The sequence below is a fragment of the Myxococcales bacterium genome, assembly GCA_023898405.1.
Lineage (GTDB): Bacteria > Myxococcota > UBA727 > UBA727 > JABDBI01.
In genome coordinates, this window is the sequence record CP060221.1 from 1,725,481 (window position 1) to 1,748,886 (window position 23,406).

The window sequence follows — 23,406 nt, forward strand, 5'->3', positions numbered from 1 at the left end:
GATAATCTGGCAGGGGACAATGAAAGAACTCGATGTAAAAATAATTTGTTCCAAATAAATTGAATCAAAAATATTTCATTTTGAAGATGAAGGAAGTTTTTATAGGAGAATTCATGATGGAAGTACGACCAGATAATCGCAGTAATATGCTATTTCTTCTATCTATGCTCGTCTATCCGTTCCTTGTCTTATCTATGTGTTTTATGATTTTCTTAGCCTTCGAGCAAAATATCGATTTTGGTATGTGTAATGTATTTTTTTTAGTCTGGACAATTTTTTATTTAGCCATAATGGAAGCCCTTATCCCTTACGATATGAGTTGGCGCCCGACCATCAAGGAATGGCTGCGCGATTTAGTATATTTGATAATAACTATGCTCGGTGGAGGAATGGCGGTTATAGTTGTCCATGGGATCAGTGCTTATAGTGCACCTCAGCGAAGTAGTTTACCGTTATGGCTTGAGATTATTTTGGCTTTGATTATGAGTTCCCTGGGATCATATATTTTTCATAGAGTGAGTCACATACACCCGTGGTTGTGGAGGGTGCATGGTATTCATCATGTTGAACAAAAAGTGAATGTTGGTAATAACGGAGTCAATCATTTTCTCGATGTTCTTGGTCGGCGATTTTTGGCATTGTTGCCTCTTATGCTCTTAGGATTTTCTGAAGAAGCCCTTTTTATTATTGGAATGTTTAATACAATGCAGGGCTATTTTTCTCATGCTAACGTATGTGTTTATCTCGGCTGGCTCAATTATTTTGTTGTAAGTCCTGAACAACATCGCTTGCACCACAGCAAAGATTTAAATGAAGCAGGCCATTATGGCACTGATGTTCCATTGTGGGATTTGCTTTTTGGAAGTTATACTTGGAAGAACGGAAAAAAACCAAAAGCTATCGGTGTTGTCGATCCAAATAAATTTCCTTCACCAGATAATATCATTGCAGGAATGCTCAACCCCTGGCGTCGACACTACATAGAAAAATGACCACATAAATTATTTTCTACAAAGGTTGTAAATCGCGTTGAGGCAAAGGAATCAGCCTGAGTTATAAAAGGCTTTGATTCAGCAAGTAAGAGAGCAGCGGTACAGGTTCCTATAGTAAACACAGCTTTTCTAGCAAATGATTCCAGATAAAGAGAACTATCATCTTCTGATTTATGAATTGCATTCATAACCTTTTCACTGATCAATTGAAGTCGAGATTTTAATATCCGGCATGCGTCAGTTTCGTCAATCATCAGGTTGTTGGCACGCTCGCATAATTCTTTTAATAAAATAGTGAGTGCTCCTTCCTTTCGTTGAGCACGTAACAAATCGTGGATCAAAATATTGGTGGTACCTTCCCATATAGGAAGCACCTGTGCATCGCGCAATAGTTGAGGAAATTCTGTATCTTCCAGATAGCCAATACCTCCCACAGCTTCCATAGCTTCGCTTGTTGCATAGATAGCCCATTTGGCAAGTATAATTTTTGCGATGGGAATAAGAACTCTGAGCAATGGTCCATCTTTTTCGCTGCTCGTACCTTCCTCTATACTGCCTAAGAGGCGGGCGATTTCAAAGCATAATGCCACTGCACCTGTTCTTTGAGCATCAATATGAGCGAGTGTTTTTAAGTGAAAAGGGTGGTCGATGATTGCTTTTCCAAAGCTATGGCGAATTTTGGCATAGGCCAGACAAGAAAAAAATGCTCTATTGATGATCGATGCTGATGCGAGGGCATTGTAGTAACGAGTGATATTGAGTATACCCGACGCGCAAAAAATTCCTCTTCCTTTAATACCTATCAGCGTGGCTGTTGCGCCTTCGAGTCTTACTTCGGCAGTTGGGAGTGCTTTTGTGCCAAGTTTATTTTTAAGGCGCTCAATTTTAATGCCTTCCATGAGTTGTTCGTTTTGCCATACTTTTAGCAAGAATAAACTAGGTCCCTCATTGGGAATTTGCGCTAAGACCAAGGCGTATTCATTATCGATAGCTGAACAAAACCATTTGAGTCCATAAAGCCGATAAATTTCTTGATCACTTTCTTTGCGTGCCAGGGTGGCATGAGTCTCAATTTTTTTTAAGTCGGATCCACCACTACGTTCGGTCATCCACTGCCCACAAAATGCAGCGCTTTCCTCTTTGCCAAGCAATTCTTGCAAAACTTGTTCCTTCAAGCTCTTGGGAGCATATTCATTTAAAACTTTGATAGCGCCGTCGGTCATTGCTAGAGGGCAGCTTAGATTTGATGAATAGGCTGAAAACATCAGTTGCATTGCACTTTGAACGATTCTTCTTCCATGACGAAAGCGCTTATCATAGCCGATACCCACCAAACGATTTTGTTGAGCAAATTTTTTTATTCGTTGCCACTCATGGGAAAGATGGAGCTTGTCAATGCGATGACCAAAAACATCGCAATTTTCTAAAAAAGGGGGATTTTTATCTGCGCGGTTCCCCAGCTCCATTAATTGGCTCACTATGGCATCACCAAGATTTTCTAGTTGTGGTGCGGCTAAAAGATAGGTCTCTTGCGGAAGAAGGCGGCGCGTAAGACCGAGCAAGAAAGCATCCTTGCGAAAGAGATTATCATAGTTTTTGTAATGAGTTTGGCTGAACATGGGAGTCTATCCGAAAATTTGTATACGAGAGCTTCTAGAAGATCAATGTTCATTTTACTATGGGATAACTTTTGAATTTATTTTTTAGGATTTTTCATTTTCTATTTCTGGCAATCTGTTGATGCTATGTCGTTGAAAACATCTATGCAATGATGAACGGCTCAAATGAGGAACAGTCGGCTGCAAGGCGTAGAGGCAATCATCCAACGGCAACAAAGTATGTCTTCGAAATGCAACGCAAGCTGCTTCCTCCTCTTTGCTTAATACCGTCGAACAAATATTCTTCGGCCCCATAGGAGCATCAGCAACAAACTTGCGTTTCTTCCATTTAGTAATTGTTTTAATATTGAGATTATAAAGTGTCGCTAGCGTTCCTAGGCTCTCTTTACTATGTTGTATTGCTCGACGCACTGCCTGAGTTGTTCTGGCGCATCCGTGAAGTACTTGTCCCGTAAACTGTCCCTCCATGATTTGCTTCTATAACACAGTCCATCACAGTCTGGGACTAAACAATTTTTTTTAAACCCTACCGTGCAGATAATAATAATGGCTGGATTTTTAAGCCAAATAGTACGATTAATAATGGCGACAATAATAATAATGTCAGCAGTGGCATAATAATTGAAGAATGCTCTGGTGTGGTTACTGAATAGAATGTAATTAATGCGGATAATAACCGCAGTAATAATATCGATATATCTTCTCAATATTATATTTATAGTGTGGTAGATTTAAGTTTTGTTGTTCCTGGTTTTAACGCAGATAATTCGTCACAGCTGGCAGATGAGAATAATATAGATGATCAAAACAAGAGTGAGGGAGTAATAAATAACGCAGAAGAAGATTTTTTGGAAAATAAAAAAGAATCAGAAATGCTCAGAAATAAAGCTGAAAATAAAAATAACAAAATGTCTGTCAATTTTATTCTAAATTAGCTTTTGCTTAAGCAAAACGGAGGCTATTAACTTTTTTGAACAACGAATTGCTGCTTTGGCCCAAATGTTAGGGAGGGCCAGGTGTGGCAAATCTCTCAAAAAATTGGTGGCTTTAAAAGTAATTTTTTTCCTTTAGATAGACTATCCGCTTGTTTAAATAGGGGCTACTGCAAAAACCCCTTTATTCTCATTCGTAACAATATTCCGCAACGTTTTTCATGCGAGATACCAAACTTTCTCCACCAAAGTCATAGGTTCCTTCATTTATTCTGTTAATCAGTTGTTGCTTCTGGTAACGCATTTCAATTCCTATGCTTGTGAAATATTCCATTTTTTCTTTGCAGTCTGCGATGAGCTGTTCATAATCAATGCCTTGATCTTTAAAATATTTTTCAACATCGGAATCCATGGCGGAGGATTGTTTACCCGACAACTTACCTTTGATATAAGAGGCCGCTTTTTTTCCAGCATCTTTAATCGAGCTAAAAAGATTTTTAATTGCACTTAAGAAATTATCACTTGCAACGTCAATATTTAGGTCAAATTCAGTTAATTCAGTTGGGCTTGCAATGGAAGATACTTTTGTTTTTGAAGATAGCGGATATGATAAAAATATTATTGAAATTAGTAGTATTATTTTAGTATACATCGTTCGCTCCATAGTGTAGTATACTAATAATTAATATATTTAATGAAATTTAGCATGAAATAATGAAGTGTGGAGATCAGTTCTAGTCTCGTGAGAAAAGCCTTGAGCCTTGTTTTTCAATAGGTCCAAAAAACAGTATAGGTAGATGTTTTCAAAAAAGCGTTTTGTGCTATCACTAATGCGTATTACAAGGTGACTAAATGAAAAATATAATAATTTTAACATGTTCGATCTGGTTTGCAACAAGTATTGCGTATGCAACCCAGATTAATTTTAAATTTATTGGTTTTGAACAATTTAGCAAAAATCCAGCACATAAGATTCTGGAAGTTAATTGTTCGAATAATACAACTACAACCATTGGAGATTTAAAAGAACAATTTTTTTATAGTTATAACATATCTCCTAGTGAAACCATTATCCTTATTGCCCACGAGAAATTAGAGGATTCAGCCCTTGTTTCAAGTGTAAACATAGCTATGCAAGGTGAAGTAATGGTTGTTAGGGATACAAGTGGCGGTATAAATTGTTTTAGTGAACACTATTCCAAACTTAAATCCGCTATTGAGGCTAATAATATAATCTACGCTGAAAATCTCTCACATTCGATCGAACGTTCTCCAAATTTTTCAGACACTGAAAAGCGAATTGCAAAGAAATTGACTGAAAATCTATTGAAAATTAATAATAATTCAAACAATGAATCGCCTGATGATGAATTAAGTAGGCTTTTGAATTTTATAGAGAAAAAAAATGTCATCAATTTAGATCCTGCTTTGCAAAAAATCTACAATAATTTTAAGCTCTGTATCGAGTATAGAAACGTTCAATCAGCTAAAACCATTATTAATTCAGCTAAAAATAATAAGTCCTTTTCCATTGAACAAAAAATAGAAATTGAAAGTTGGATGAATGGCAGCATTATTGAAAATAATTCAAACTTCCAGCCGCTCACTGAAAAAAATAAAACACAAATATTGTTAGAAAAATTTAATGATTTGAAAGAGAATAAAAGCAATGTTGATGAAGCAATCGATATTGCCTTACAGCTTTTAGATCAAGATGACTTAAACCTTATGGAAATGGAGAAGATTCGGGATTGGATTAATTCAATCTAATCTGCAAAAACTAATGCATTAATTAAAGCCTGGTTGCCTGATTACAAGCCACCTGGCTTTTTTTGTTATAAAACTCTCTGCATCACTTAACTTTCTCATCTTGCCAAGTGATAATGCCTATCTAAATGTAGGTTCAAGTTTGAATGTAGGAGTAAGCACCCAAGCGGCAGAACGCCTGAAAGGACAAAAGGGATTTGTACCACAGATATTTCGTTGGGCAGTTGAAAGAACTTTTGCTTGGTTGAATAGAAACCGGCGCCTGGTTCGTAACTATGAGAAGAGTACAAGGCAACAGGAATCAATGAACTACATCGCTCATGCAAGCTTGTGCATCAAGCGATTGGAAAAGTGGCTTACCGCCTAAATTTTGATTTATTTTACAGCCTCTAAATCATGATTCAGACAATATAAAATTTCCTTAGCGTACGTTTCCGTCCTAGCCTGAAAAAAATTTGTTCTCTTCTTCTAGACATTTACGACTGTGCTTACTGCATAGTCCCCCCGGCCTGACGGTCGGGGGAGCGCTTAGAAATTATAATTTTTTAAAAAAATTCCAATCAAGGAGTCAGCAAACTCAAGGTTTAATTACTTATAGTCGCCGTGAAATTTCTTAACCAAAACTTCCTTACGCATTATTATTGTTGTTATTGCCTTTATTGGATGAATGAATAATAACAATGTTTTCGCTTTCCGAAGCCTTCTCGCGCTTATCAAATAAATAACGAAGACGCTTCAACATTTCTGGTTTTTCAATTAAAACATTTTTTCCCATTGATACAAAATTATGCATTTTTTCCATCGCCGAGTGCCAATTAATTTCTGGATGAGCAGATATCACAGGATATTTTTTCCAGGATTGATGGAATTCTACTAGATTTTTTTGCAGGTCAACGGGAATAGTTGTCCATATCAGCACAAATTCTCTGGCAATCCTTAGAGCAAGAGCCTCTATATTTTTTTGAACTGATTTTTCTCTTACGATTCGATGTATTACTGACTCTCCCCCATCATTTTGGTCTTGCAACAATTTCAATAGTGATTCTTCATCGGTATTAAAAATAGAATTAATCTGCTTTTCTGATAGCTGGTAAAGGACACTGTTTAAGATAATTAGCAGCTCTTCTATTAATACCCATTTAAGATCCTTATTAACAAACATCTGCAACACATTATAGCCAACTTCGTTTTTAGTAACTGATAGATTGTTTAACGATTGTTCAATAGACTCAGCATTATTTAAGTGTTCTGACATTGACTCAAAAAGTTGAGCTTTCTCTTCTTCTGACAATTCATATGCCGCACTAATCGCTTTTTTTACTTTATTTTCAAATAGAAAAAACAAATAGCTCGCCATTTCATTTCTTGATATTTCATCTTGATTATTCAGTGCTATTCCAATTGGCCGAACATAGTTATCAAGAGAAAATAGATATGCCATTCCTGGCAATACACCATTGGCCTCAAAGCTCTCCAATATCTCTTGACGCTGGCCCTCTAGAAAGACTTTAACGACGTCAATTTTTCCCATACCGACTGCAATGGAAATAACAGAATTGCGATTTTGATCTTCTGCTGTTACATCAGCGCCATTATCCAAAAGAATTCGTACAATTTCTTGATCATCATTCGATCCATTTTTAAAATTAAGGACTGCAAATCCAAGCGGCGTTATACCTGATTTGCTAGGTTCATTAATGTTGAAATATTTTTTATTTCGATCATTTAAAAGTAATTCCATTGCGCGTTTTTGTTTTTTTAACGCAGTAAAATGAAGTGCGCTTAATCCCTTGTCAGTAGTTTTGGCACCGATATCAATTTTCGTATTGAGCAACAACAGCTGCAATTTATCTGTATCACTAAGCCCAGATGCTATGTGGATAGGACGAATACCATTCTTTTGTATTGCTAAGTTGACATCAGCACCAACACTAATCAAGTGATTAGCGTAATAGTCATCATCTATTGTAAGTGCGTAATGCAGTAGTGAATATCCCGCTAATGGGCTGTTTAGAACCTGTAGGAATTTTTCTTGATTGAATTTTGTTTCAATATAGTCAACCAATTTCTTGAACTCATTTTTCCTATTCTCTTTGATTGAGTAAAAAAGCACTTCTACATTGCTACTATTTTCGTTAGTCGGATCAAAAATGGTTTCTGGCCGATCCAGCAGATATTTCATAAGCTCCCAGCTTCCTGTTCTCATAGCTAAAAGCAATAATGTTTTGTCACATAGTTGAGGGCTTAAATTCTCAGGAGCACCTATTTTTTTGTTGGGGCTGTAGTAGCTAAGCCCAATTAAGGGTAAGCTACTTCAATGTATAAGAGACGCAGCCGTTTAACAGTGCGCCAGCAGAGCGAACTGATAAAATTATTTGTTGCTGGTGTAACCGCCAGAGCAGCATCAGAACTGGTTATTATTCAATCTAATACAGCCAGTAATTTCTTCTTAAGGTTAAGAAAATTAATAGCCAGCAAACTTCCAAGCTATGACTTAAGCGGAGAAATTGAAGTAGATGAAAGTTATTTTGGCGGAGTTCGAAAAGGCAAGAGAGGACGTGGAGCTGGAGGTAAAGTAGCTGTTTTTGGCCTTCTTAAGCGAGGTGGCAAGGTTTACACAGCCATCATTCCTAATGCAAAAACAGAAACTCTTCTGCCTATTGTAGAAGAGAAAGTTCTTCCGGACAGCATAGTTTATACAGATACCTTTAAATCATATAATGCCTTAGATGTATCTGCATTTCACCATATGCGCATTAATCATTCCAAGCTGTTTGCTGATAAGCAAAACCATATCAATGGGATTGAGAACTTCTGGAACCAAGCCAAACGCAATCTGCGTAAGTTTAATGGGATAAAACAGGATAATTTTTATTGGTTTCTTAAGGAATGTGAATGGCGCTTCAACGGAGGCAATCACCAACAGCTTCTAAAACAGCTAAAATACTGGTATAAACACACTAAACATTAACGCTTAGCTACTACAGCCCCTTTTTGTTTATATGAACATAGTTTGGGTCAGCTGACGGCGCCAAATTAAAAAACATTTGCACATCAAAGGCATTATTTTTTACTTGCTGATCATTAATATAGCTCTGAATAGCTTCAATTTTTTCCTCTGATTTAGCTTCGCCTTCTAAATGGGTAATCAACAATTCATATTCATTGGACTGTATTTCGTCGACGCCAGCAATTGAATGATGATCAATTTGATCTACATCACCACACCAAACTCTAACACAGCTAAAAAACAACGATAGAAAGCTTAAAAGCAGAACATTAAAACTCATTTTATTTCCTATTTATATCTAATAAATTTCTCCTAGCACAACGCGCAAAATTATCAATAATTTATCTGGGCTCATCACATAAAAAACTGAAAAAATATAAGTGTAACATAAAAACCGCTTTATGGGTTCTAGAGCCTGCTCAAAACCTAAGCGCAAGGCCAAAAAATATCTTGACTGCCTGCACTGTAATAAAGCTTTCACCTATAAAGCCCTCATTACTGTACTACGGCAAGGAGAAAATATAATATGGCCTCGCTTTCATTGTCTTATCAGTTCAAAATTAAATTTTTAAGAACAAGAGTCTTCTCGCAAAAATAGATTACTTCTGAGTCCAAATGCACAAGCATGCGGTCGTGTTCAATTGCTTCAAAAATAAGCGCGTCCACGCATTGCGTCAGGCTTTCAACAGCTTTAAATATTATCTCGCCATCAACACTATAATTATAAAAAATTTCACCTGGAATTTCACCATTTACCAGCTGTTCGTCACCTTTCTCTTTTACTATTTTTAGTGGCTCAAGTGATTGAGCAAAAGCCAAATGAAAGGAAAATAATAATACTAATAAATATATCTTCTTCATGAATGCCACCTAAATAGTTGTCAGTGTGCATGTTGTTTTCGTGATTAGAAATAATTAGTTGTTTATTGTTTTATGGGGAATATTGTTATTATTATTTTCATTGTTTTTATGTCTTTAATTTACTGGTTAATTGTGGTGGTTCGCAACGCAGCGAACACCTAAGCTCGACTTTGGCCGAAATTGAAACGAATCGGTAGCTTCAAAAGAACAGAAGATTGGAATAAGCTGATCTACCCTCAAGAGCTGCCGAGAAATGAAAAGAGCACATCATAAAAGATTTCATGAACAATTTTGCCGAATGCCTTAGTTCTCCTAGTCTGAGTCGGCTGAGTGAACTTCTTGCTGCAAGAATTATCACCATCGAAAAAACTACAGTCACGAACTTATCAAGGGTATTCGGCTTCGATCCCTACAACAGTCCCTGGCATCACCTATTTTCACGCTATCGAATCTCGCTTTGGGCATTATCATTTGTTCTTATAAAGTTGATTCGAAAGACTTTTGTTGCAGATGGACAAGCACGTTTTTGTTGTCGATGACACAAGGTGCTTGCATAACGGCAAAATTGTTTTTGGCAAGGCAAAGCATCGTGATGCCGCACGCTCATCTCATGCTGTTACCACTTTGCTATGGGGACATACTCAAAATGCTCTTGAGCATAAGATTTTATCTTTGGAAGCCTCACCTATTTCAAAACAGTTTCTAAAGCTCATGATTGGTAATTAACTTAAGGGCTTTCTGATATTCCGCGCTTTGTTTGGTGATCTCGGCTGCCTGCAACAAGAGATCTATAGTCTTTTCGGTTGTACTATCGAGTTCGGTAATTTCGGGATAGTTGGCATTATCAAGCAGGGTTTGAATGCGAATATAATGGGAACCTGGCAGGGATTCAAAGATATTTTCCATAGCTCCTTCGTCTTCATTTGATGAACCATCTATTAGGGCATCTATTACAGCTGGAGCCCATGTTGCCGCTCCAGCATTGAGTAAGCTTGAACCATTATGACTGTTGAGAACTCCCTTGCCAGTTCCAATAGAGACAAGAACAATCCCTCGACGTAAAATCTCAGCTCGGCCGAAAATCCTTTCAGCTTTGTCAAAAGCTAAAGGAGCAGGATTATTTTTGTAGATGCCGCCATCTATGAGAAATGCTTGGTAAGGCCGATTGTTTGAGTTTATGAGAGTTACTTCCTTGGGAATAAAAAAGGTGGGTGCCGCCGAAGTGGCGCGTGCAACTTCAAGCACATTAAGGTGTGAAAATTTGGCATTATCACTTTCCAAAGAAATACCTTGTTTTTCTTCTATAGAAAAAGTTGTGAGTAAAGTTGGTATGAGAGATTCAGAAAAAAGTTTTTTGCCAAAAGTTTTCTGTATGAGTGCTTCCATGGACAAAGCATCATAGAGGGGTCCTCGCAAACTGCAGACGGTTTTAGGTATTAAATTTGAACAGCTGTATTTAAAAATTAAACGAGCATTATCTTTATAAAATTTTTCAGCCTCTTTTACCGTCAGTGGCAGCTTGTCTTTTGAAAGAGGCATGGTGAGCAGTAAGGAGAGTAATCCTCCTGTAGATGTTCCTGCAATAAGATCAAAGAGCTCGTATATTCTTTTATCAGAGACCTGTTCAAACTTTTGTAAGAGTCTTGCAAGAAGAACGCCGCGTATACCTCCACCATCAAGGCTTAATACCTTTATTGGGTTTAGTTTTTGGTTTTCGTAATTTTCATCGGGAGCTTCAAGTCCTTCAGTCTCGTTTGCGATAGGTTTTTCAACAGGTGTGAACTTTTTAACTTCTTGGCTGCTTTTAGAGCCGTTTTTAGGCTGATCGACAAAGGAGTTGGGGGCATCACTGCATGATGAAACGATAAGAGTTTGAAATAAAAAACAGGATAAAAAAACTGTGAAAAATAAATTATTTGATTTCATTCAATTTCCTGTGCTGTATTTTTAATTTAAAAGTTTTTGGTGCGTTTTTTTCTATTATGTTTTTCTTATCAAATATTTTGTTAAAGACTGATTTCTTACAATAAGTTATTGCATGATATCTATGTCAATTTTTATTTTTTGCAAACCCGGATAAGTGTAACTGCTATCTTCCTGTTTTATTATCGAAAATAACTAATGACTGTGCTGTAAAAACCTACTTTGACATTTGAGGTTATTTCTGGAACAGCACAGATGAACTTTTCCCCAGCAGGGGCCCCTTAATTTTAAAAAATTAAAAGTTGTAATTATGCAGGCTATAATCTGATGAACAATTCCAATTCCCTCCAACTTAAAAGAGTAATCACTCTTTATGCTATGGGTTTTTTGTTGATTTTTGGCTATTCTTTTGCTCGGCCTTGTATCGATTCCATTTACCTTGAGCATTATTCCAGTGACACATTGCCAAATGCTTGGTTGCTTACGGCTTTTTTGTCCGCGTTCGTAATAGCCATTTATAATCGTATCAATCAGCGATATTCGATTCTCTCGCTTTATGGTTGGCTTTCCCTTCTCTGTGCAGGAAGTTTGGCTCTACTTTTGGCTGCCTATTTTTGGGGTTTCATTCCTGCAATTTTTATTCTCTATGTCTGGAAAGAAATTTACATGGTGGTTTTGGTCGAAACCTATTGGAGTTTTGCTGACATGGTTTTTTCCATAAGTTCAGCTCGTCACACCTATGGTTTGGCTATGGCCGTCAGTTCGCTTGGTGGGGTATTTGGCAATTTAATTGTAGGTCCTTTTGCGCGAACTGTCGGATCAAGATGGGCCCTTTGGTCATTGGTATTTTTGCTGATATTAGGATTTTTTATTGCCTATTGCGCGCGATCCATTGGCGATGAAAAACCACAAGAATCTAAAAAAACTGCAAAGATGGGAGTTGGCATTAAGACCTTGCTTCAGAGCAGGTATTTGGTTCCTCTGGCTTTGTTGGTGTGCACAGTTCAGGTAGTGACGGGCTTAATCGATTTTAAATTCAACTCGATGTTGCAGGAAAATTACGTCAATACGGATATGCGCACTGAAATGCTTGGCTATATTCATGCAACGGTAAATGTTGTGGGGATTGCTATTCAATTGTGTACCGGCCCGATACTCAAGTTATTCGGTATTGCTTCGACTTTTAAGAGTATTCCTTTTCTATTGGCGGCCTGTCTTTTGGCATTTGTGATTCTGCCTAAATTTGCTTTGATGTTGGCGGTGAAAATTAGTAGTAAGGCTTTGGATTATTCTTTGTTGAGGGGAGTTAAAGAAATTTTATATATTCCCCTGTCTCGAGAAGAAAAAACCCAGGGCAAGGGGATAATAGATATTTTTATCTATCGTATAGCCAAAGGTCTTTCTTCGATTTTACTGCTCAGCTTGATTGCCATTGGTTTGAGTGCATATGTTATAGAGCTGTCTTTTGCTTTGGTTGTTATCTGGTTGATACTTGCCATCGTTATTGCTCGACGCTATCAATTATTGGTGGGTGCTGACGAAAATAGGTGAGAAATAAATGAACATGCCAACTCCTCGAATTGAATTTAATAAGCGAGAATTAGATGAACAAGACGTGGGAGCAGATCCGTATGCTTTATTTAAACGGTGGTGGGAAGAGGCCATCATGGCTAAGCTCAACATGCCTGATGCTGCAGTATTTTCCACTGTAACGGCACAAAATTGTGCAGATGCTCGAGTGGTTTTTATTAAGGAATTTGATGAGAATGGTTTTGTTTTTTATACCAATTATCAAAGTGCAAAAGGGCAAGAAATAGCACAAAATCCCTGTGGACACCTAGTTTTATTTTGGTCCGATTTTGAACGACAGGTGCGCATTCAAGGAAAAGTAGTCAAAACTGACAGAGCTCAATCGGAGTCATATTTCAAAACTCGACCTCGCTCTTCTCAAGTTGGAGCTTGGGTTTCGAGGCAAAGCGAGGTTCTTTCTTCAAGAGCTGAGCTTGAATCTTCTTTTAAAGAGGCTCAAGGCAGTTTCAAGGATATAGAGGTGCCGTGCCCTCCTCACTGGGGAGGCTATTGTTTAAAGCCACGCTATTTTGAGTTTTGGCAAGGGCGGCCTAGCCGCTTGCATGACCGTTTTTGTTTTTCTTTATCTGATAGCCAAGAGTGGGAAATACAAAGACTTTATCCTTGATGTCAGCAGTTGGATAAAAAATTTCTTAAGCAGCGGGCATTTTAATTTCTGCTCTACACTCTATCCCCAAAATATTTCCGATTACTTTAGGAAGGAGTAACTATGAATTTGCGATTATTTTTAAGCTGCTTATTGCTGGTTTTTTCTAGTGTTATTGTGGGAAGTAATAGTAATAATAAGAAAGCATCTCTGAGTTTTATTGCAGAAAAATTAAAATCAGAATTCGAATTATCTCAAGATTTTTGCAAAGATTTTATAGATCTTAACAGTCAGAATGAACTTGAAGCTGATAATTTTATCAAGCAGACAAGTGATCTACTCGAAAGGGAATTGATGTATAGCGAAGCATTTGAAGTTACAAGATACAAAGCTGGGACAATCACATCCGAAAATCCAAATGCTGTGATAATTTTAGAGGGAATTCCTTATTGGCTTTATAGTATTGATGCTTTTTCACTCAAATATTACGATGCTCAAGGAGTACTTAAGAATACTTTTATCGAAGGCAATCCTGAAGTCATCACGTTTAAGTTAACTTTATGGCACTACTTCCATTACCACTGCAATATTTTATAAAAAATTTTAAGAGAATGAGCCTGGAATAGGAATTACTAAAGTTGTAATTGCTATTTGCAATTCCTATTCAGTGTTAGAGCTTAGAGAATGTACTTGCTGAGATCTTCGTCTTTCAATATAGGTGAGAGACGCTCTAAGACAAGTTTTTCATCGATCACAACCTGAGTGTTGGGTGTATCAGGGGAAGAAAAACTCTCTTCTTCTAGCAGTTTCTCCATAACGGTATGAAGACGCCGAGCTCCAATGTTTTCTTGGGAGGAATTAACATTGTAGGCCACTTGGGCAATGCTCTTAATTCCGCTGCTTTCAAATTTTAAATCCACATCTTCGGTCTTTAAAAGAGCACTATACTGTTTGACAAGGCTATTTTCTGGCTCGGTCAAGATACGAATAAAATCTTCTTGATTGAGAGAATCGAGTTCTACACGGATAGGGAAACGTCCTTGCAGCTCAGGAATTAAATCTGAAGGCTTGGAAATATGGAAAGCGCCTGCTGCTATAAATAAAATATGATCAGTTTTTACAAAGCCATATTTGGTAGATACAGTTGAGCCTTCAACAATTGGCAAAATATCTCGCTGTACGCCTTCACGACTGACATCAGGGCCTTTACCTCCATCAGCTTTGGCAACTTTATCTATTTCATCGATAAAAATAATTCCATTTTGTTCGGCAATCTCTACTGCATCCCGTTGGACCTGCTCCATATCGATCAGACGAGCAGCTTCTTCCGATTGAAGCACTTCTAGAGCTTCAGGCACTGTCATTTTTTTCTTCTTTTTGCGTCCGCGCCCCATAGCTCCCTGAAGAGCTTCTTGGATTTGGTTAGCCATATCTTCCATACCAGTTTGACCAAACATGTGCATGACAGGACCGTTGGAAGCTTGGCTTACCTCAATATTAACTTCCTTATTATCGAGTTTTCCTTCTTTGAGCATCGCCCGCATTTTTTCGCGAGTTTCATCGTGTTGTTTGTCGGCAGGTGGCTCAGTAGGCTGTTCTACTTCTCTAAGATCGAAAGGCATAGTTTTAGGCGATTGTGGCGCTGGCAGCAAAATATCAAGTATTCGCTCTTGTGCTCGTTGCGCAGCTTTGCTTGCGACACCCTTCATAGCGTTTTCCTTGCACATTTTAACCGAACACTCGACTAAGTCTCTCACCATAGAATCAACATCGCGTCCAACATAGCCAACCTCAGTAAATTTGGTGGCCTCTACTTTTATAAAGGGAGCGTTGGCAAGCTTGGCAAGTCTGCGGGCTATTTCAGTTTTTCCGCATCCAGTTGGCCCCATCATAATAATATTTTTGGGGCTAATTTCATCTCGCAACTTTTTATCAACTCTTTGGCGACGCCAGCGATTTCTTAGTGCGATAGCTACAGCTTTTTTGGCTTGTTTTTGGCCAACGATGTAGCGATCTAATTCAGAAACAACTTCTCTTGGAGTAAAATTCTTTTCGATAGATGACATAAAAACTCTCCTTAAGGATATTAAAGTTCCAAAAATACGTGATGATGATTGGTGTACACACAAATATCTGCTGCTATGTTCATTGCTTTTTGAGCAATGGTTCGTGCATCTAATTCTGTTGACTCAGATAGGGCTCGTGCGGCAGCAAGAGCATAGTGTCCGCCCGAACCGATTGCGTGAACATCGCAATCAGGCTCAAGTACATCACCCGTACCAGAAATCAATAAAATTTTATCTTTATTGCCCACCAATAGCATGGCTTCAAGACGGCGTAAAATCCGATCAGAACGCCATTCCTTGGCTAGCTCAACGGCGGCTCTCACAAATTGTCCACTGTGGGATTTAATCTTGGCTTCAAAGAGGTCGAAAAGCTTAAAGGCATCAGCAGTGGAGCCGGCGAACCCTGCCAAAACTTGCCCATCGCACAAGGTTCTTAATTTATTGGCATTGGCCTTTACAATAGATTGACCAAGACTTACTTGTCCGTCACCTGCCAAAACCAAATGGCCATTTTTTCTAACCGCTAGAATTGTAGTCGCATGAAACATGAAATTTCCCATTTTTGAGTCAATCCTGGTTAGTCTAATCACCCAAAAAAAGCAGTCGAGTGGCCATCATGAATTAATGGTAATGAGGAGATATTCACTTCATATAAAGGAAGTTTTTTAAAGACTAAGTTTCTTATTGAGAGAGGAGCGACATTGAGCCGACAATTTTAAAAATTATTTTTATGTATTATTTTTTATGGTGAAAAAAGTGAGTATGAGTTACCAAAAAAACAGTCATAATAGCAGTTTTTGTTTTTATGCGATTTTAGTGGGAATATTATTTAAAATAAATAAGCATTTTCTGGTGTAAAAATATTCCTTTAATTATAGCTGTAAAAGTTAAATCTTCAATATTTTTGGAAATTAGTCCGATAAATTAGATAATGAATAAGAAGCGCTGCGTAAAGCATATATAACCTGTGGGGAGTGTAATGAAAAGACCTTCAACATATCCTGGAAGAATAGCTCTTTCGGCTATTCTGACCTCTATAATATTGTTGCTCGCCAATCAAGCAATAGCTAAAGAATATATAGTAAAATTGAAAAATCATCCCCTGCAATATAGTTTCGATTATCTGGCAAGTTCAACAAATAATACTTACAAAGTAAATGGCATAGCTGAGGATATGGGCCTTATCAAGGTTGATGCCAAAGTTGATGAAAATTCTGAAGATGCTCAGTTGAAATTAAAAAAATATTTTGACGCTGAATATGTTGTACCCAACGTAAAACTGCATGCTTTTATCGATGATTCTGATCCAAGAAGAGCTGAACAATGGGCTTTGGACGTTATACATGCTGCTGATGCATGGAATATTTCGCCAGGCAGTAAATCAGTAGTTGTAGCTGTGATCGATACAGGTGTTGATATGACGCATGAGGATCTAAAAGGCAACATTTGGGAAAATCCAGGTGAGATAGCTGGCAATAAGGTCGATGATGACAACAACGGTTATATCGATGATGTTCATGGCTGGGATTTTTTTGCTAAAGATAAAGATCCAACAGATGAAACTGGCGGACAAAATCCAGGTCATGGCACTCATTGCTCAGGTATTGTTGGGGCTTTATGTGGCAATGGTTTGGGTGTGTGTGGAATTAGTCCTGTCGTATCAATAATGCCTTTGCGTTTTTTGGATAAAAATGGTTCTGGGGACCTGTTTGATTCCGTAAAAGCTATCGAATACGCCATGAATAACGGAGCTCATATTATCAGTGCTAGCTGGGGAGCAAATATTGACCGCTCAGGTGCTCAGCCAATCATTGATGCAATTCAAAAAGCTGAAGAAAAAGGTCTAATTTTTGTTGTGGCAGCATCAAACGATGGCAAGTCCAATGATACGACTGAGGTATATCCTGCAAATGCGCAAACACCAAACATAATCTCAGTAGCAGCTTCTAACAGCAACGATCAAAAACCGTCATGGTCAAATTATGGACGCAAAGTTGATCTTGCGGCACCCGGTGAAAATATTTTAAGCACAGTGCCAGGAGGTTATGAAGAACTGTCTGGAACCTCAATGGCAACTCCATATGTTGCTGGTCTAGTAGCATTGATGAAATCTTTGGATATTAGTCTTACTGGAGCGCAAGCTCGATCTATTTTGCAAAGCACTGGAGCAAAGGTAGACATTCAAACAGCAAGCAATACCAGAATTGATGCGAAAAATGCTCTACAAGCTGTGGCGAGCCAAAGTCTAACGGTAGTGCCAGCAGCAGCTACGTTCAAAGTTAACGATGAATTTGATTTTGCTGCATGGGGTGGTGTTGGACCCTATACTTTTAGCTCAGATAATTCAGACATAGCATCGGTCGATGAGCAGGGGCATTTAGTTGCTAAAGCTTTAGGAAGTGTCATCATCAATGTAAGTGATAGTGCGGGAAATACGGCCCGGTCGGTAAGTGTAGAAATAAGTGATGGCTCAGGCGGCGGAGGAGGTAGCGGCGACTGTCCTTTCGGTAACGATTTCATGTGCCAAATCATGTGTCTCTTCGATCCAAGTCAGTCTTGGTGCCAAGGCGGTGGCGGTGGCGGTGGTGGTTTGCCATTCCCTATTCCAGGTTTGCCAGGTCTACCAGGACTCCCAGGTATGCCCGGAAATATCTAAGCAACGCGAACCTTCATCATGCTTCAAAACACTTGCATGCTTAGGCAGTTGTTTTGAAGCTTTTTTATTAGCTTAGTGATGATCATATTGCATTGTGGCGTAATGCCAAAGGACAAGCTTCCTATCGCAGCTCTCGTGGATTGCTGTGTAGTTTTTGCTGAAATTATTCGTGTCGTCATGTTTGTATAAAATTCATTGATAACTAAAGTGTCTAGTATTCCTGGTATGTCTAATGTGATTGGTGGCGAGTACATGGTGGTAAAATATGTGCCAATTTTTGAGAAGAACGAGGTTATTTTTGCCCCAATTTGCAGGTTTTGATAGAAGGGCATTTTCAGAAGAAAAGGCTTATACTACTTACGGGCAACCAGGGTATGCATTAAAAAACTCCTGTGCTCTTAGAAATAAGAACTTCTAACTAAATATGACTAGTCGTTATAGACGTACTATGAACATTATAGGGAATTCCTGTGGGCGATCTTTTTACAATATTAGCCGATTTAATTGCCTTTAAGACCGTGTCCTTATCGCCAAACATTAGCCTTATTAATTATTTAAGAGATTTTTTTAGTCTTTTAGGGTTCTCTACGGATATCATTTCCCATCCTCATGATCCTTTGCGTGCAAATCTATTGTGCCAGATAGGCCCCCAAGTACAAGGTGGTCTTATGCTCTGTGGACACACTGATGTGGTGCCCGTATCTGATCAAAATTGGTATTCGGATCCTTTCATTATGACGGAACAAGAAGGGCGTTTTTATGGACGTGGTACCACCGACATGAAAGGATTTATTGCAGCGACATGTGTCGCACTCTCACAACTGCCATTACAAAAACTTTCACGTCCCCTTTCATTACTGTGGACCTACGACGAGGAGGTGGGGTGCCAGGGTTCTTATCACATGGCTCCGTTGTTAAAAAATTATTTTAAATATTTACCAGAAGCAGCACTTATTGGTGAACCTACTGATTTTAGAGTCCTTCGTATGCACGCGGGCCATGCTACCGTTTCAATTCGTGTTAAAGGCAAAGGTGCTCACAGCTCAGACCCCTCTTTAGGAGTAAGCGCAATCAAAGCCATGCATCAAATTCTCACAGGCATTTTTGCGCTTGAAAACGAATTACAGCAAGAGAAAAGCCTTGAAAACCATTTTAAACGTCCCTTTGTGCTCCTTAATGTTGGAGAAATTCACGGTGGTAGTGCTGTTAATATTATCCCCGATGAAGCCTCTGTTCGCATTGGCTTCAGACCACTCCCTAACACATCAATCCCCCATATTGTCCATCGCATCAAAGAGCGAGCTTACAAGTCGTGCACTATGAAAGAAGTTGGTATCACTGTAACGCTAGAAAATTGTGCCCCCGCTATGATGACAAAAGAAAACATTAAACTCGCTAATATTCTTGAGTGCTACACAACTAAAGGCCAGGAAGAAGCTGCGGCATATGCGACTGATGCGGGAAATCTTTGTGAATATGATATTCCTTGCCTTATTTTTGGCCCCGGAACCATTGATATAGCTCATCAAGCTAACGAGTGGATAAGCATCAATGTTCTTCTGCAAGCTCGAGAAAAAATAAAAGGTATCGTCATGGATTACTGTGGATAGTCAACTTGGTAGTGCGTCAAATTTGTTGAACTATTTTTCTTCTCTCCTTTCTTAAATAAATTGAGTTTGTTCTTAAACAAGATTTGAAGGAAGGCCATGACTGTTTACCTGCCACTGGAATGCCCGAGCTGTAAAGACACAAAATCCGTTGTTAAATTTGGCAAGAGCTCTAACAGCAAGCAACGCTACTGCTGTCAAAATGATAAATGCGATAGGAAAACTTTCATTGTCCGCTATGACAATAAGGGATGGCTTGCAGAAATTAGAGAAAAGATCCTTGATATGGCTATGAATGGGGCAGGAATTAGAGATACATCGCGAGTGCTCTGCGTCTCCCAGAAAACTGTGATGTCCACATTAAAAAAAAGGCTGTGCGCTCACCCAATTGGAATCGAACATTACTTCACTGACGGCTGGGGCGGGTACGAAAGACACATCTCATCGAAACATCTTTCTATTGGGAAAGAAAACACCCAAAAGATCGAACGAAAACATTTAACTCTGCGAACAAGGATAAAGCGACTGGGGCGCAAAACTATTTGTTTTTCTAAGTCTGAAACCATGCATGACATTGTGCTTGGCTTGTTTATAAATAGATATGAATTTGGGATCGCAATTTAGAATTCAACAAATTTGCCGCACTACCGGCTAAATCAGCCATTGATTTAAGTTCAACAGATTGCTTTAACGGGGCCCAATGCTGGGCCCTTCATATTTATACATAGCATCAATGAACAATGAAAATGCACAAGGATGTCAACTAAAGCAAAAATTATTCTTCGTTTACATCAGAAAAACTTTTTACTCTTGCTTTTGCTGCTTGATCACGTTTATTTTTGTTGCATTAACATATCTCATTTTTTACTCAAAAGTTGAATCAAATAATTTTGGTTGAGAACTAAACTACTTGGTTTTTCCATGGGTAAAAGCAAAAAAGAGATAAAGAATTTTATTCTTTAGGGGGAGCTATGAACACACAATTTATCTTGTGGTCATCTATTTTATCCATTTTTTTTTCTTTTCTCGTACATGCTGAGAAGAGCCTTAGTTTTGAGCCGGATCATTATATTAGCTATGATATCAAGGCGAGAAATGGCCATTGGCAGATGGTTAATTTAAGAGACCAGTTTTTGGAGCCGACTGATTTTTTGGTTAGGGGGCCGATCAAGTATTTGAATCCCACTCTCAAAAGACACAATAATCAGGTTTTTGAGATAAAAAATAAAAAGCTTCATTATGCTGCATACGAAGTATTTCCTGAATCCAATTATGACATCAATGAAACGGTTGTGGTTCATAATCAATTTGGCAGCTTTACTTTTGATGCTTTCAAGCCCAGCAGATTACTTGTGCCATCGATTAAGTCGCATATTTTTAAAGGTAAAAAAGATCGAAAAATTCTTGAAAACAGTGACCACTACCTTTGTTACGATATAAAACCTGAGCTGATTGTAACTGAGGGCGGATATTTGAAAGATGAATTTAGAGGAAGATCTTTTGATACCTTGATTGCAAAAAGATTATGCAATCCCGTAGCCAAACGACATGACGATAAATATTTTGACATAATAAATGATGTTGAGACGAACCATTTGATGTGTTTTGAGCTCAGTAAAAAAAGAATCTTTCGTCTACTGCACTTCAAAAATCAATTTGGATTTAGATTTGCTGCTGCACTGAATGATGAAGAGCTATGTGTGCCTTCGACTAAAATAAAAATCAGAAAAAAATGCGAAGATCAAGTACCTGATTCCGCAGGTATATGCGGAGGCGACTGCCCTGTTGCAACCGACTTATGTATTTATATTCCTGAAACCAATGAGTGTGGTTGTGCTCCAGAACAACCGCGATTTTGTGAAGACAATACACCAGATCCTCTTGGTGTATGCGGCGGAGATTGCCCCGATAATCTTGAATGTATAGCAGATCTAGCAAATCAAAGCTGTTATTGCAAAGAACCACCTAATCCATGTGGTTTAAATGCTGATGGTCTGTGCGGAGGCGACTGCCCTGTTGCAACCGACTTATGTATTTATATTTCTGAAACCAATGAGTGTGGTTGTGCTCCAGAGCAACCGCGATTTTGTGAAGATAATACACCAGATCCTCTTGGTGTATGCGGCGGAGATTGCCCCGATAATCTTGAATGCATAGCAGATCTTAGCAGTCAAAGCTGTTATTGCAAAGAACCACCTAATCCATGTGGTTTAAATGCTGACGGTCAGTGCGGAGGCGACTGCTTAGTTGCAAGTGAGATCTGTAGCTTTATTCCAGGAACAAATGAATGCGGTTGTGCTCCACAAGAACCATTGTTGTGTGAAGATAGTATTCCTGATTCAACCGGAATATGCGGCGGAGAATGTCCAAATAATTCAATATGCGCTCCCGATTCAGTCAATCAAAAATGTTTTTGCCGACCGGTAATAGAAAGTTGTGGATTAAATGCCGAAGGTTTGTGTGGAGGAGATTGTTTAGATCCGAGTCAGAGCTGCACATTTATAATTGGTGCAGATATCTGCGCATGTCTCTAAGTAAAATATAAATTGCTGAGAGGGCTTTAAAAATGATTTTTAGGGCCCTTTCTCAATTACTCACCCAAAAGATCTAACTTTTTGTGGCATATTTTACTCAACATGATTGTTATTGGAGACGGGACTAAAAAAAGATTCCTAAGTACTTAGGAATCTTTTTTGAAACCAAAGGTAGTACTTTAGCTGTAAAATTTCGTGAGTGAAAATTATCTATTCGAGAGCTTTGTGAGTAAATCCATCCATAGATTACGTGTCAATAAGTGCACTCATGAGATAATACTTGAGGCCAATGATACTCTGCTTGGTGTTTTGCGATATCGTCTTGACTTGATTGGCACCAAGCAAGGATGTGACAAAGGTGACTGTGGAGCATGTACGGTGCTTCTTAAGAGGCTGTAAAAAAAATCAAATCTCAGGTGGTAAGCCAATTTTCCAATCGTCTGATACATAATCTTGCATTAGCGATGTAGTTCATTGATTCCTGATGCTTTGTATTCTTCTCATAGTTACGCACCAGACGCCTATTTCGATTCAGCCAAGCAAAAGTTCGTTCTACGGCCCAACGAAATATTTGTGGTACAAACCCCTTTTGCCCTTTTAAACGTTCCGCAGTTTCTGTGCTTACGCCTACTCTCAAGCCTGAAGACAAATTCTTATATGCGTTATCTCCAAGAATCTTCGCTAATCTGGGAAACTTCTCGCGCTTATTGAGCTCAGTAACCAATTCCTCGCCGGCAACCCTATCAGATACATTTGCTGCGGTACAAATGCATAGGAGCATCAATCCCATCGTATCAACAACGATGTGGCGCTTTCTTCCATTAATCTTCTTTCCCCCATCCAAACCACGCTCATCTACTCCTGGTTCCGCTGTCTGTGATTGGGAGTCGATGGAAACAAGTGAGGGGCTTGCATCTCTGCCAGCACAGGTTCTGACTATTGCCACGAGAATGCAGTTTAAGACCGCCCACAAACCAGAAACAGACCAGGTGCGAAAATAGTGATAGACAATACCGTGAGGAGGAAAGTCATTGGGTAAACAACGCCACACACAGCCGTTCTTTAAAACATAGAATATGGCATCAACTATGCTCCGAAAGCTATAGACACGACGTCTGCCTCGTTTGGCGTTAGCAGGAAAAAGTGGCTCAATCACTTCCCAGGCACAATCTGACAAACAGGTCTCATACAAGCACGACATGATATTTCCTTTCAAAAAGGTTTTCACGTCATACTTTCGTCACAGCGACATTTATTGAACCA

At 38.7% G+C, this 23,406-nt stretch carries 23 protein-coding genes and 1 pseudogene; 14 read left to right on the forward strand and 10 right to left on the reverse strand.

What is annotated here, in order from left to right; genetic code table 11:
• Positions 1-113 precede the first annotated feature (113 nt).
• Positions 114-992 carry a sterol desaturase family protein gene (locus H6731_07800; protein USN50165.1) on the forward strand — a complete coding sequence of 293 codons (879 nt, stop codon included), beginning with the start codon at positions 114-116 and terminating at the stop codon, positions 990-992.
• Here the strand turns inward: H6731_07800 and H6731_07805 are convergent.
• Both H6731_07805 and H6731_07810 read right to left on the reverse strand, forming a co-directional pair.
• Positions 977-2,611 carry an acyl-CoA dehydrogenase family protein gene (locus H6731_07805; GenBank protein ID USN50166.1) on the reverse strand — a complete coding sequence of 545 codons (1,635 nt, stop codon included), beginning with the start codon at positions 2,609-2,611 and terminating at the stop codon, positions 977-979. The two genes, H6731_07800 and H6731_07805, sit on opposite strands and share 16 nt — an antisense overlap.
• Before the next feature lie 58 nt (positions 2,612-2,669).
• A pseudogene (locus tag H6731_07810) lies at positions 2,670-3,079 on the reverse strand (IS481 family transposase).
• Positions 3,080-3,333: 254 nt separating this feature from the next.
• Here H6731_07810 and H6731_07815 point away from each other — a divergent pair.
• Entirely contained in the window at positions 3,334-3,546 is a 213-nt protein-coding gene (locus H6731_07815) for a hypothetical protein (protein USN50167.1), read from the forward strand.
• A 187-nt stretch (positions 3,547-3,733) separates the two neighbouring features.
• Here the strand turns inward: H6731_07815 and H6731_07820 are convergent, their stop codons facing one another.
• Positions 3,734-4,195: a hypothetical protein gene (locus H6731_07820; protein ID USN50168.1), complete on the reverse strand. Its 462-nt coding sequence runs from the start codon at positions 4,193-4,195 to the stop codon at positions 3,734-3,736.
• A 200-nt stretch (positions 4,196-4,395) separates the two neighbouring features.
• Here H6731_07820 and H6731_07825 point away from each other — a divergent pair, with 200 nt between their 5' ends.
• Together H6731_07825 and H6731_07830 are read left to right on the forward strand one after the other, a co-directional pair.
• Complete coding sequence (locus H6731_07825) at positions 4,396-5,313, forward strand: hypothetical protein (protein USN50169.1); 918 nt, start codon at positions 4,396-4,398, stop codon at positions 5,311-5,313.
• Positions 5,314-5,452: 139 nt separating this feature from the next.
• Positions 5,453-5,677: a transposase gene (locus tag H6731_07830; GenBank protein ID USN50170.1), complete on the forward strand. Its 225-nt coding sequence runs from the start codon at positions 5,453-5,455 to the stop codon at positions 5,675-5,677.
• 261 nt (positions 5,678-5,938) lie between these two features.
• On the opposite strand, the gene H6731_07835 is transcribed toward H6731_07830, so the two are convergent.
• The gene (locus H6731_07835) at positions 5,939-7,528 is read right to left on the reverse strand and encodes an ankyrin repeat domain-containing protein (GenBank protein USN50171.1); all 1,590 of its coding nucleotides are present in this window, start codon (positions 7,526-7,528) and stop codon (positions 5,939-5,941) included.
• 99 nt (positions 7,529-7,627) lie between these two features.
• Between H6731_07835 and H6731_07840 the strand changes: the two genes are divergently transcribed.
• Positions 7,628-8,281: an IS1595 family transposase gene (locus H6731_07840; GenBank protein USN50172.1), complete on the forward strand. Its 654-nt coding sequence runs from the start codon at positions 7,628-7,630 to the stop codon at positions 8,279-8,281.
• Positions 8,282-8,291: 10 nt separating this feature from the next.
• On the opposite strand, the gene H6731_07845 is transcribed toward H6731_07840, so the two are convergent.
• Both H6731_07845 and H6731_07850 read right to left on the reverse strand, forming a co-directional pair.
• A complete protein-coding gene (locus H6731_07845; protein USN50173.1) occupies positions 8,292-8,600 on the reverse strand; it encodes a hypothetical protein in 309 nt (102 codons plus the stop codon).
• A gap of 269 nt (positions 8,601-8,869) precedes the next feature.
• A complete protein-coding gene (locus tag H6731_07850) occupies positions 8,870-9,181 on the reverse strand; it encodes a hypothetical protein (protein USN50174.1) in 312 nt (103 codons plus the stop codon).
• 281 nt (positions 9,182-9,462) lie between these two features.
• Between H6731_07850 and H6731_07855 the strand changes: the two genes are divergently transcribed.
• Positions 9,463-9,720, forward strand: coding sequence for a hypothetical protein (locus H6731_07855; GenBank protein USN50175.1), 258 nt, complete (start codon positions 9,463-9,465; stop codon positions 9,718-9,720).
• 163 nt (positions 9,721-9,883) lie between these two features.
• Here the strand turns inward: H6731_07855 and H6731_07860 are convergent, their stop codons facing one another.
• Positions 9,884-11,107: a patatin-like phospholipase family protein gene (locus tag H6731_07860; GenBank protein USN50176.1), complete on the reverse strand. Its 1,224-nt coding sequence runs from the start codon at positions 11,105-11,107 to the stop codon at positions 9,884-9,886.
• A 324-nt stretch (positions 11,108-11,431) separates the two neighbouring features.
• Here H6731_07860 and H6731_07865 point away from each other — a divergent pair, with 324 nt between their 5' ends.
• The 3 genes from H6731_07865 (at position 11,432) to H6731_07875 (ending at position 13,877) form a co-directional block, all read left to right on the forward strand.
• A complete protein-coding gene (locus tag H6731_07865) occupies positions 11,432-12,655 on the forward strand; it encodes a hypothetical protein (protein USN50177.1) in 1,224 nt (407 codons plus the stop codon).
• Between the two features lie 7 nt (positions 12,656-12,662).
• Complete coding sequence (gene pdxH, locus H6731_07870) at positions 12,663-13,301, forward strand: pyridoxamine 5'-phosphate oxidase (protein USN50178.1); 639 nt, start codon at positions 12,663-12,665, stop codon at positions 13,299-13,301.
• A gap of 102 nt (positions 13,302-13,403) precedes the next feature.
• Positions 13,404-13,877: a hypothetical protein gene (locus H6731_07875; protein USN50179.1), complete on the forward strand. Its 474-nt coding sequence runs from the start codon at positions 13,404-13,406 to the stop codon at positions 13,875-13,877.
• Between the two features lie 80 nt (positions 13,878-13,957).
• Here H6731_07875 and hslU read toward each other — a convergent pair whose 3' ends face one another.
• A complete protein-coding gene (hslU, locus tag H6731_07880; GenBank protein USN51963.1) occupies positions 13,958-15,337 on the reverse strand; it encodes an ATP-dependent protease ATPase subunit HslU in 1,380 nt (459 codons plus the stop codon).
• Between the two features lie 29 nt (positions 15,338-15,366).
• Entirely contained in the window at positions 15,367-15,906 is a 540-nt protein-coding gene (hslV, locus tag H6731_07885) for an ATP-dependent protease subunit HslV (GenBank protein USN50180.1), read from the reverse strand.
• Positions 15,907-16,325: 419 nt separating this feature from the next.
• On the opposite strand from hslV, the gene H6731_07890 reads away from it, so the two are divergent.
• The 5 genes from H6731_07890 to H6731_07910 all read left to right on the forward strand — a co-directional run bounded on the left by H6731_07890 (position 16,326) and on the right by H6731_07910 (position 22,542).
• On the forward strand, positions 16,326-18,002 hold the full coding sequence (locus H6731_07890) for a S8 family serine peptidase (protein USN50181.1): 1,677 nt from the start codon (positions 16,326-16,328) through the stop codon (positions 18,000-18,002).
• Positions 18,003-18,472: 470 nt separating this feature from the next.
• A complete protein-coding gene (gene argE / locus H6731_07895) occupies positions 18,473-19,612 on the forward strand; it encodes an acetylornithine deacetylase (GenBank protein ID USN50182.1) in 1,140 nt (379 codons plus the stop codon).
• 96 nt (positions 19,613-19,708) lie between these two features.
• The gene (locus H6731_07900; protein USN50183.1) at positions 19,709-20,233 is read left to right on the forward strand and encodes a hypothetical protein; all 525 of its coding nucleotides are present in this window, start codon (positions 19,709-19,711) and stop codon (positions 20,231-20,233) included.
• Positions 20,234-20,580: 347 nt separating this feature from the next.
• Entirely contained in the window at positions 20,581-22,143 is a 1,563-nt protein-coding gene (locus H6731_07905) for a hypothetical protein (GenBank protein USN50184.1), read from the forward strand.
• Positions 22,144-22,368: 225 nt separating this feature from the next.
• Positions 22,369-22,542 (forward strand): 2Fe-2S iron-sulfur cluster binding domain-containing protein, encoded by a 174-nt coding sequence (locus H6731_07910; protein ID USN50185.1) that lies wholly within the window; start codon positions 22,369-22,371, stop codon positions 22,540-22,542.
• Between the two features lie 13 nt (positions 22,543-22,555).
• Here the strand turns inward: H6731_07910 and H6731_07915 are convergent, their stop codons facing one another.
• Positions 22,556-23,371, reverse strand: a complete 816-nt coding sequence (locus tag H6731_07915) for an IS5 family transposase (GenBank protein USN50186.1) — start codon at positions 23,369-23,371, stop codon at positions 22,556-22,558.
• Between the last annotated feature and the right edge of the window lie 35 nt (positions 23,372-23,406).

Bases quoted from the DNA above. Each gene is read 5' to 3' on its own strand.
- H6731_07890 (USN50181.1), top strand. From the start codon at position 16,326: ATGAAAAGACCTTCAACATATCCTGGAAGAATAGCTCTTTCGGCTATT.
- H6731_07905 (USN50184.1), top strand. From the start codon at position 20,581: ATGAACACACAATTTATCTTGTGGTCATCTATTTTATCCATTTTTTTT.
- H6731_07850 (USN50174.1), bottom strand. From the start codon at position 9,181: ATGAAGAAGATATATTTATTAGTATTATTATTTTCCTTTCATTTGGCT.
- H6731_07900 (USN50183.1), top strand. From the start codon at position 19,709: ATGACTGTTTACCTGCCACTGGAATGCCCGAGCTGTAAAGACACAAAA.
- H6731_07865 (USN50177.1), top strand. From the start codon at position 11,432: ATGAACAATTCCAATTCCCTCCAACTTAAAAGAGTAATCACTCTTTAT.
- H6731_07840 (USN50172.1), top strand. From the start codon at position 7,628: ATGTATAAGAGACGCAGCCGTTTAACAGTGCGCCAGCAGAGCGAACTG.
- H6731_07860 (USN50176.1), bottom strand. From the start codon at position 11,107: ATGAAATCAAATAATTTATTTTTCACAGTTTTTTTATCCTGTTTTTTA.
- pdxH (USN50178.1), top strand. From the start codon at position 12,663: ATGAACATGCCAACTCCTCGAATTGAATTTAATAAGCGAGAATTAGAT.
- hslV (USN50180.1), bottom strand. From the start codon at position 15,906: ATGGGAAATTTCATGTTTCATGCGACTACAATTCTAGCGGTTAGAAAA.
- H6731_07845 (USN50173.1), bottom strand. From the start codon at position 8,600: ATGAGTTTTAATGTTCTGCTTTTAAGCTTTCTATCGTTGTTTTTTAGC.
- H6731_07855 (USN50175.1), top strand. From the start codon at position 9,463: ATGAACAATTTTGCCGAATGCCTTAGTTCTCCTAGTCTGAGTCGGCTG.
- H6731_07800 (USN50165.1), top strand. From the start codon at position 114: ATGATGGAAGTACGACCAGATAATCGCAGTAATATGCTATTTCTTCTA.
- H6731_07875 (USN50179.1), top strand. From the start codon at position 13,404: ATGAATTTGCGATTATTTTTAAGCTGCTTATTGCTGGTTTTTTCTAGT.
- H6731_07825 (USN50169.1), top strand. From the start codon at position 4,396: ATGAAAAATATAATAATTTTAACATGTTCGATCTGGTTTGCAACAAGT.
- H6731_07805 (USN50166.1), bottom strand. From the start codon at position 2,611: ATGTTCAGCCAAACTCATTACAAAAACTATGATAATCTCTTTCGCAAG.
- H6731_07820 (USN50168.1), bottom strand. From the start codon at position 4,195: ATGTATACTAAAATAATACTACTAATTTCAATAATATTTTTATCATAT.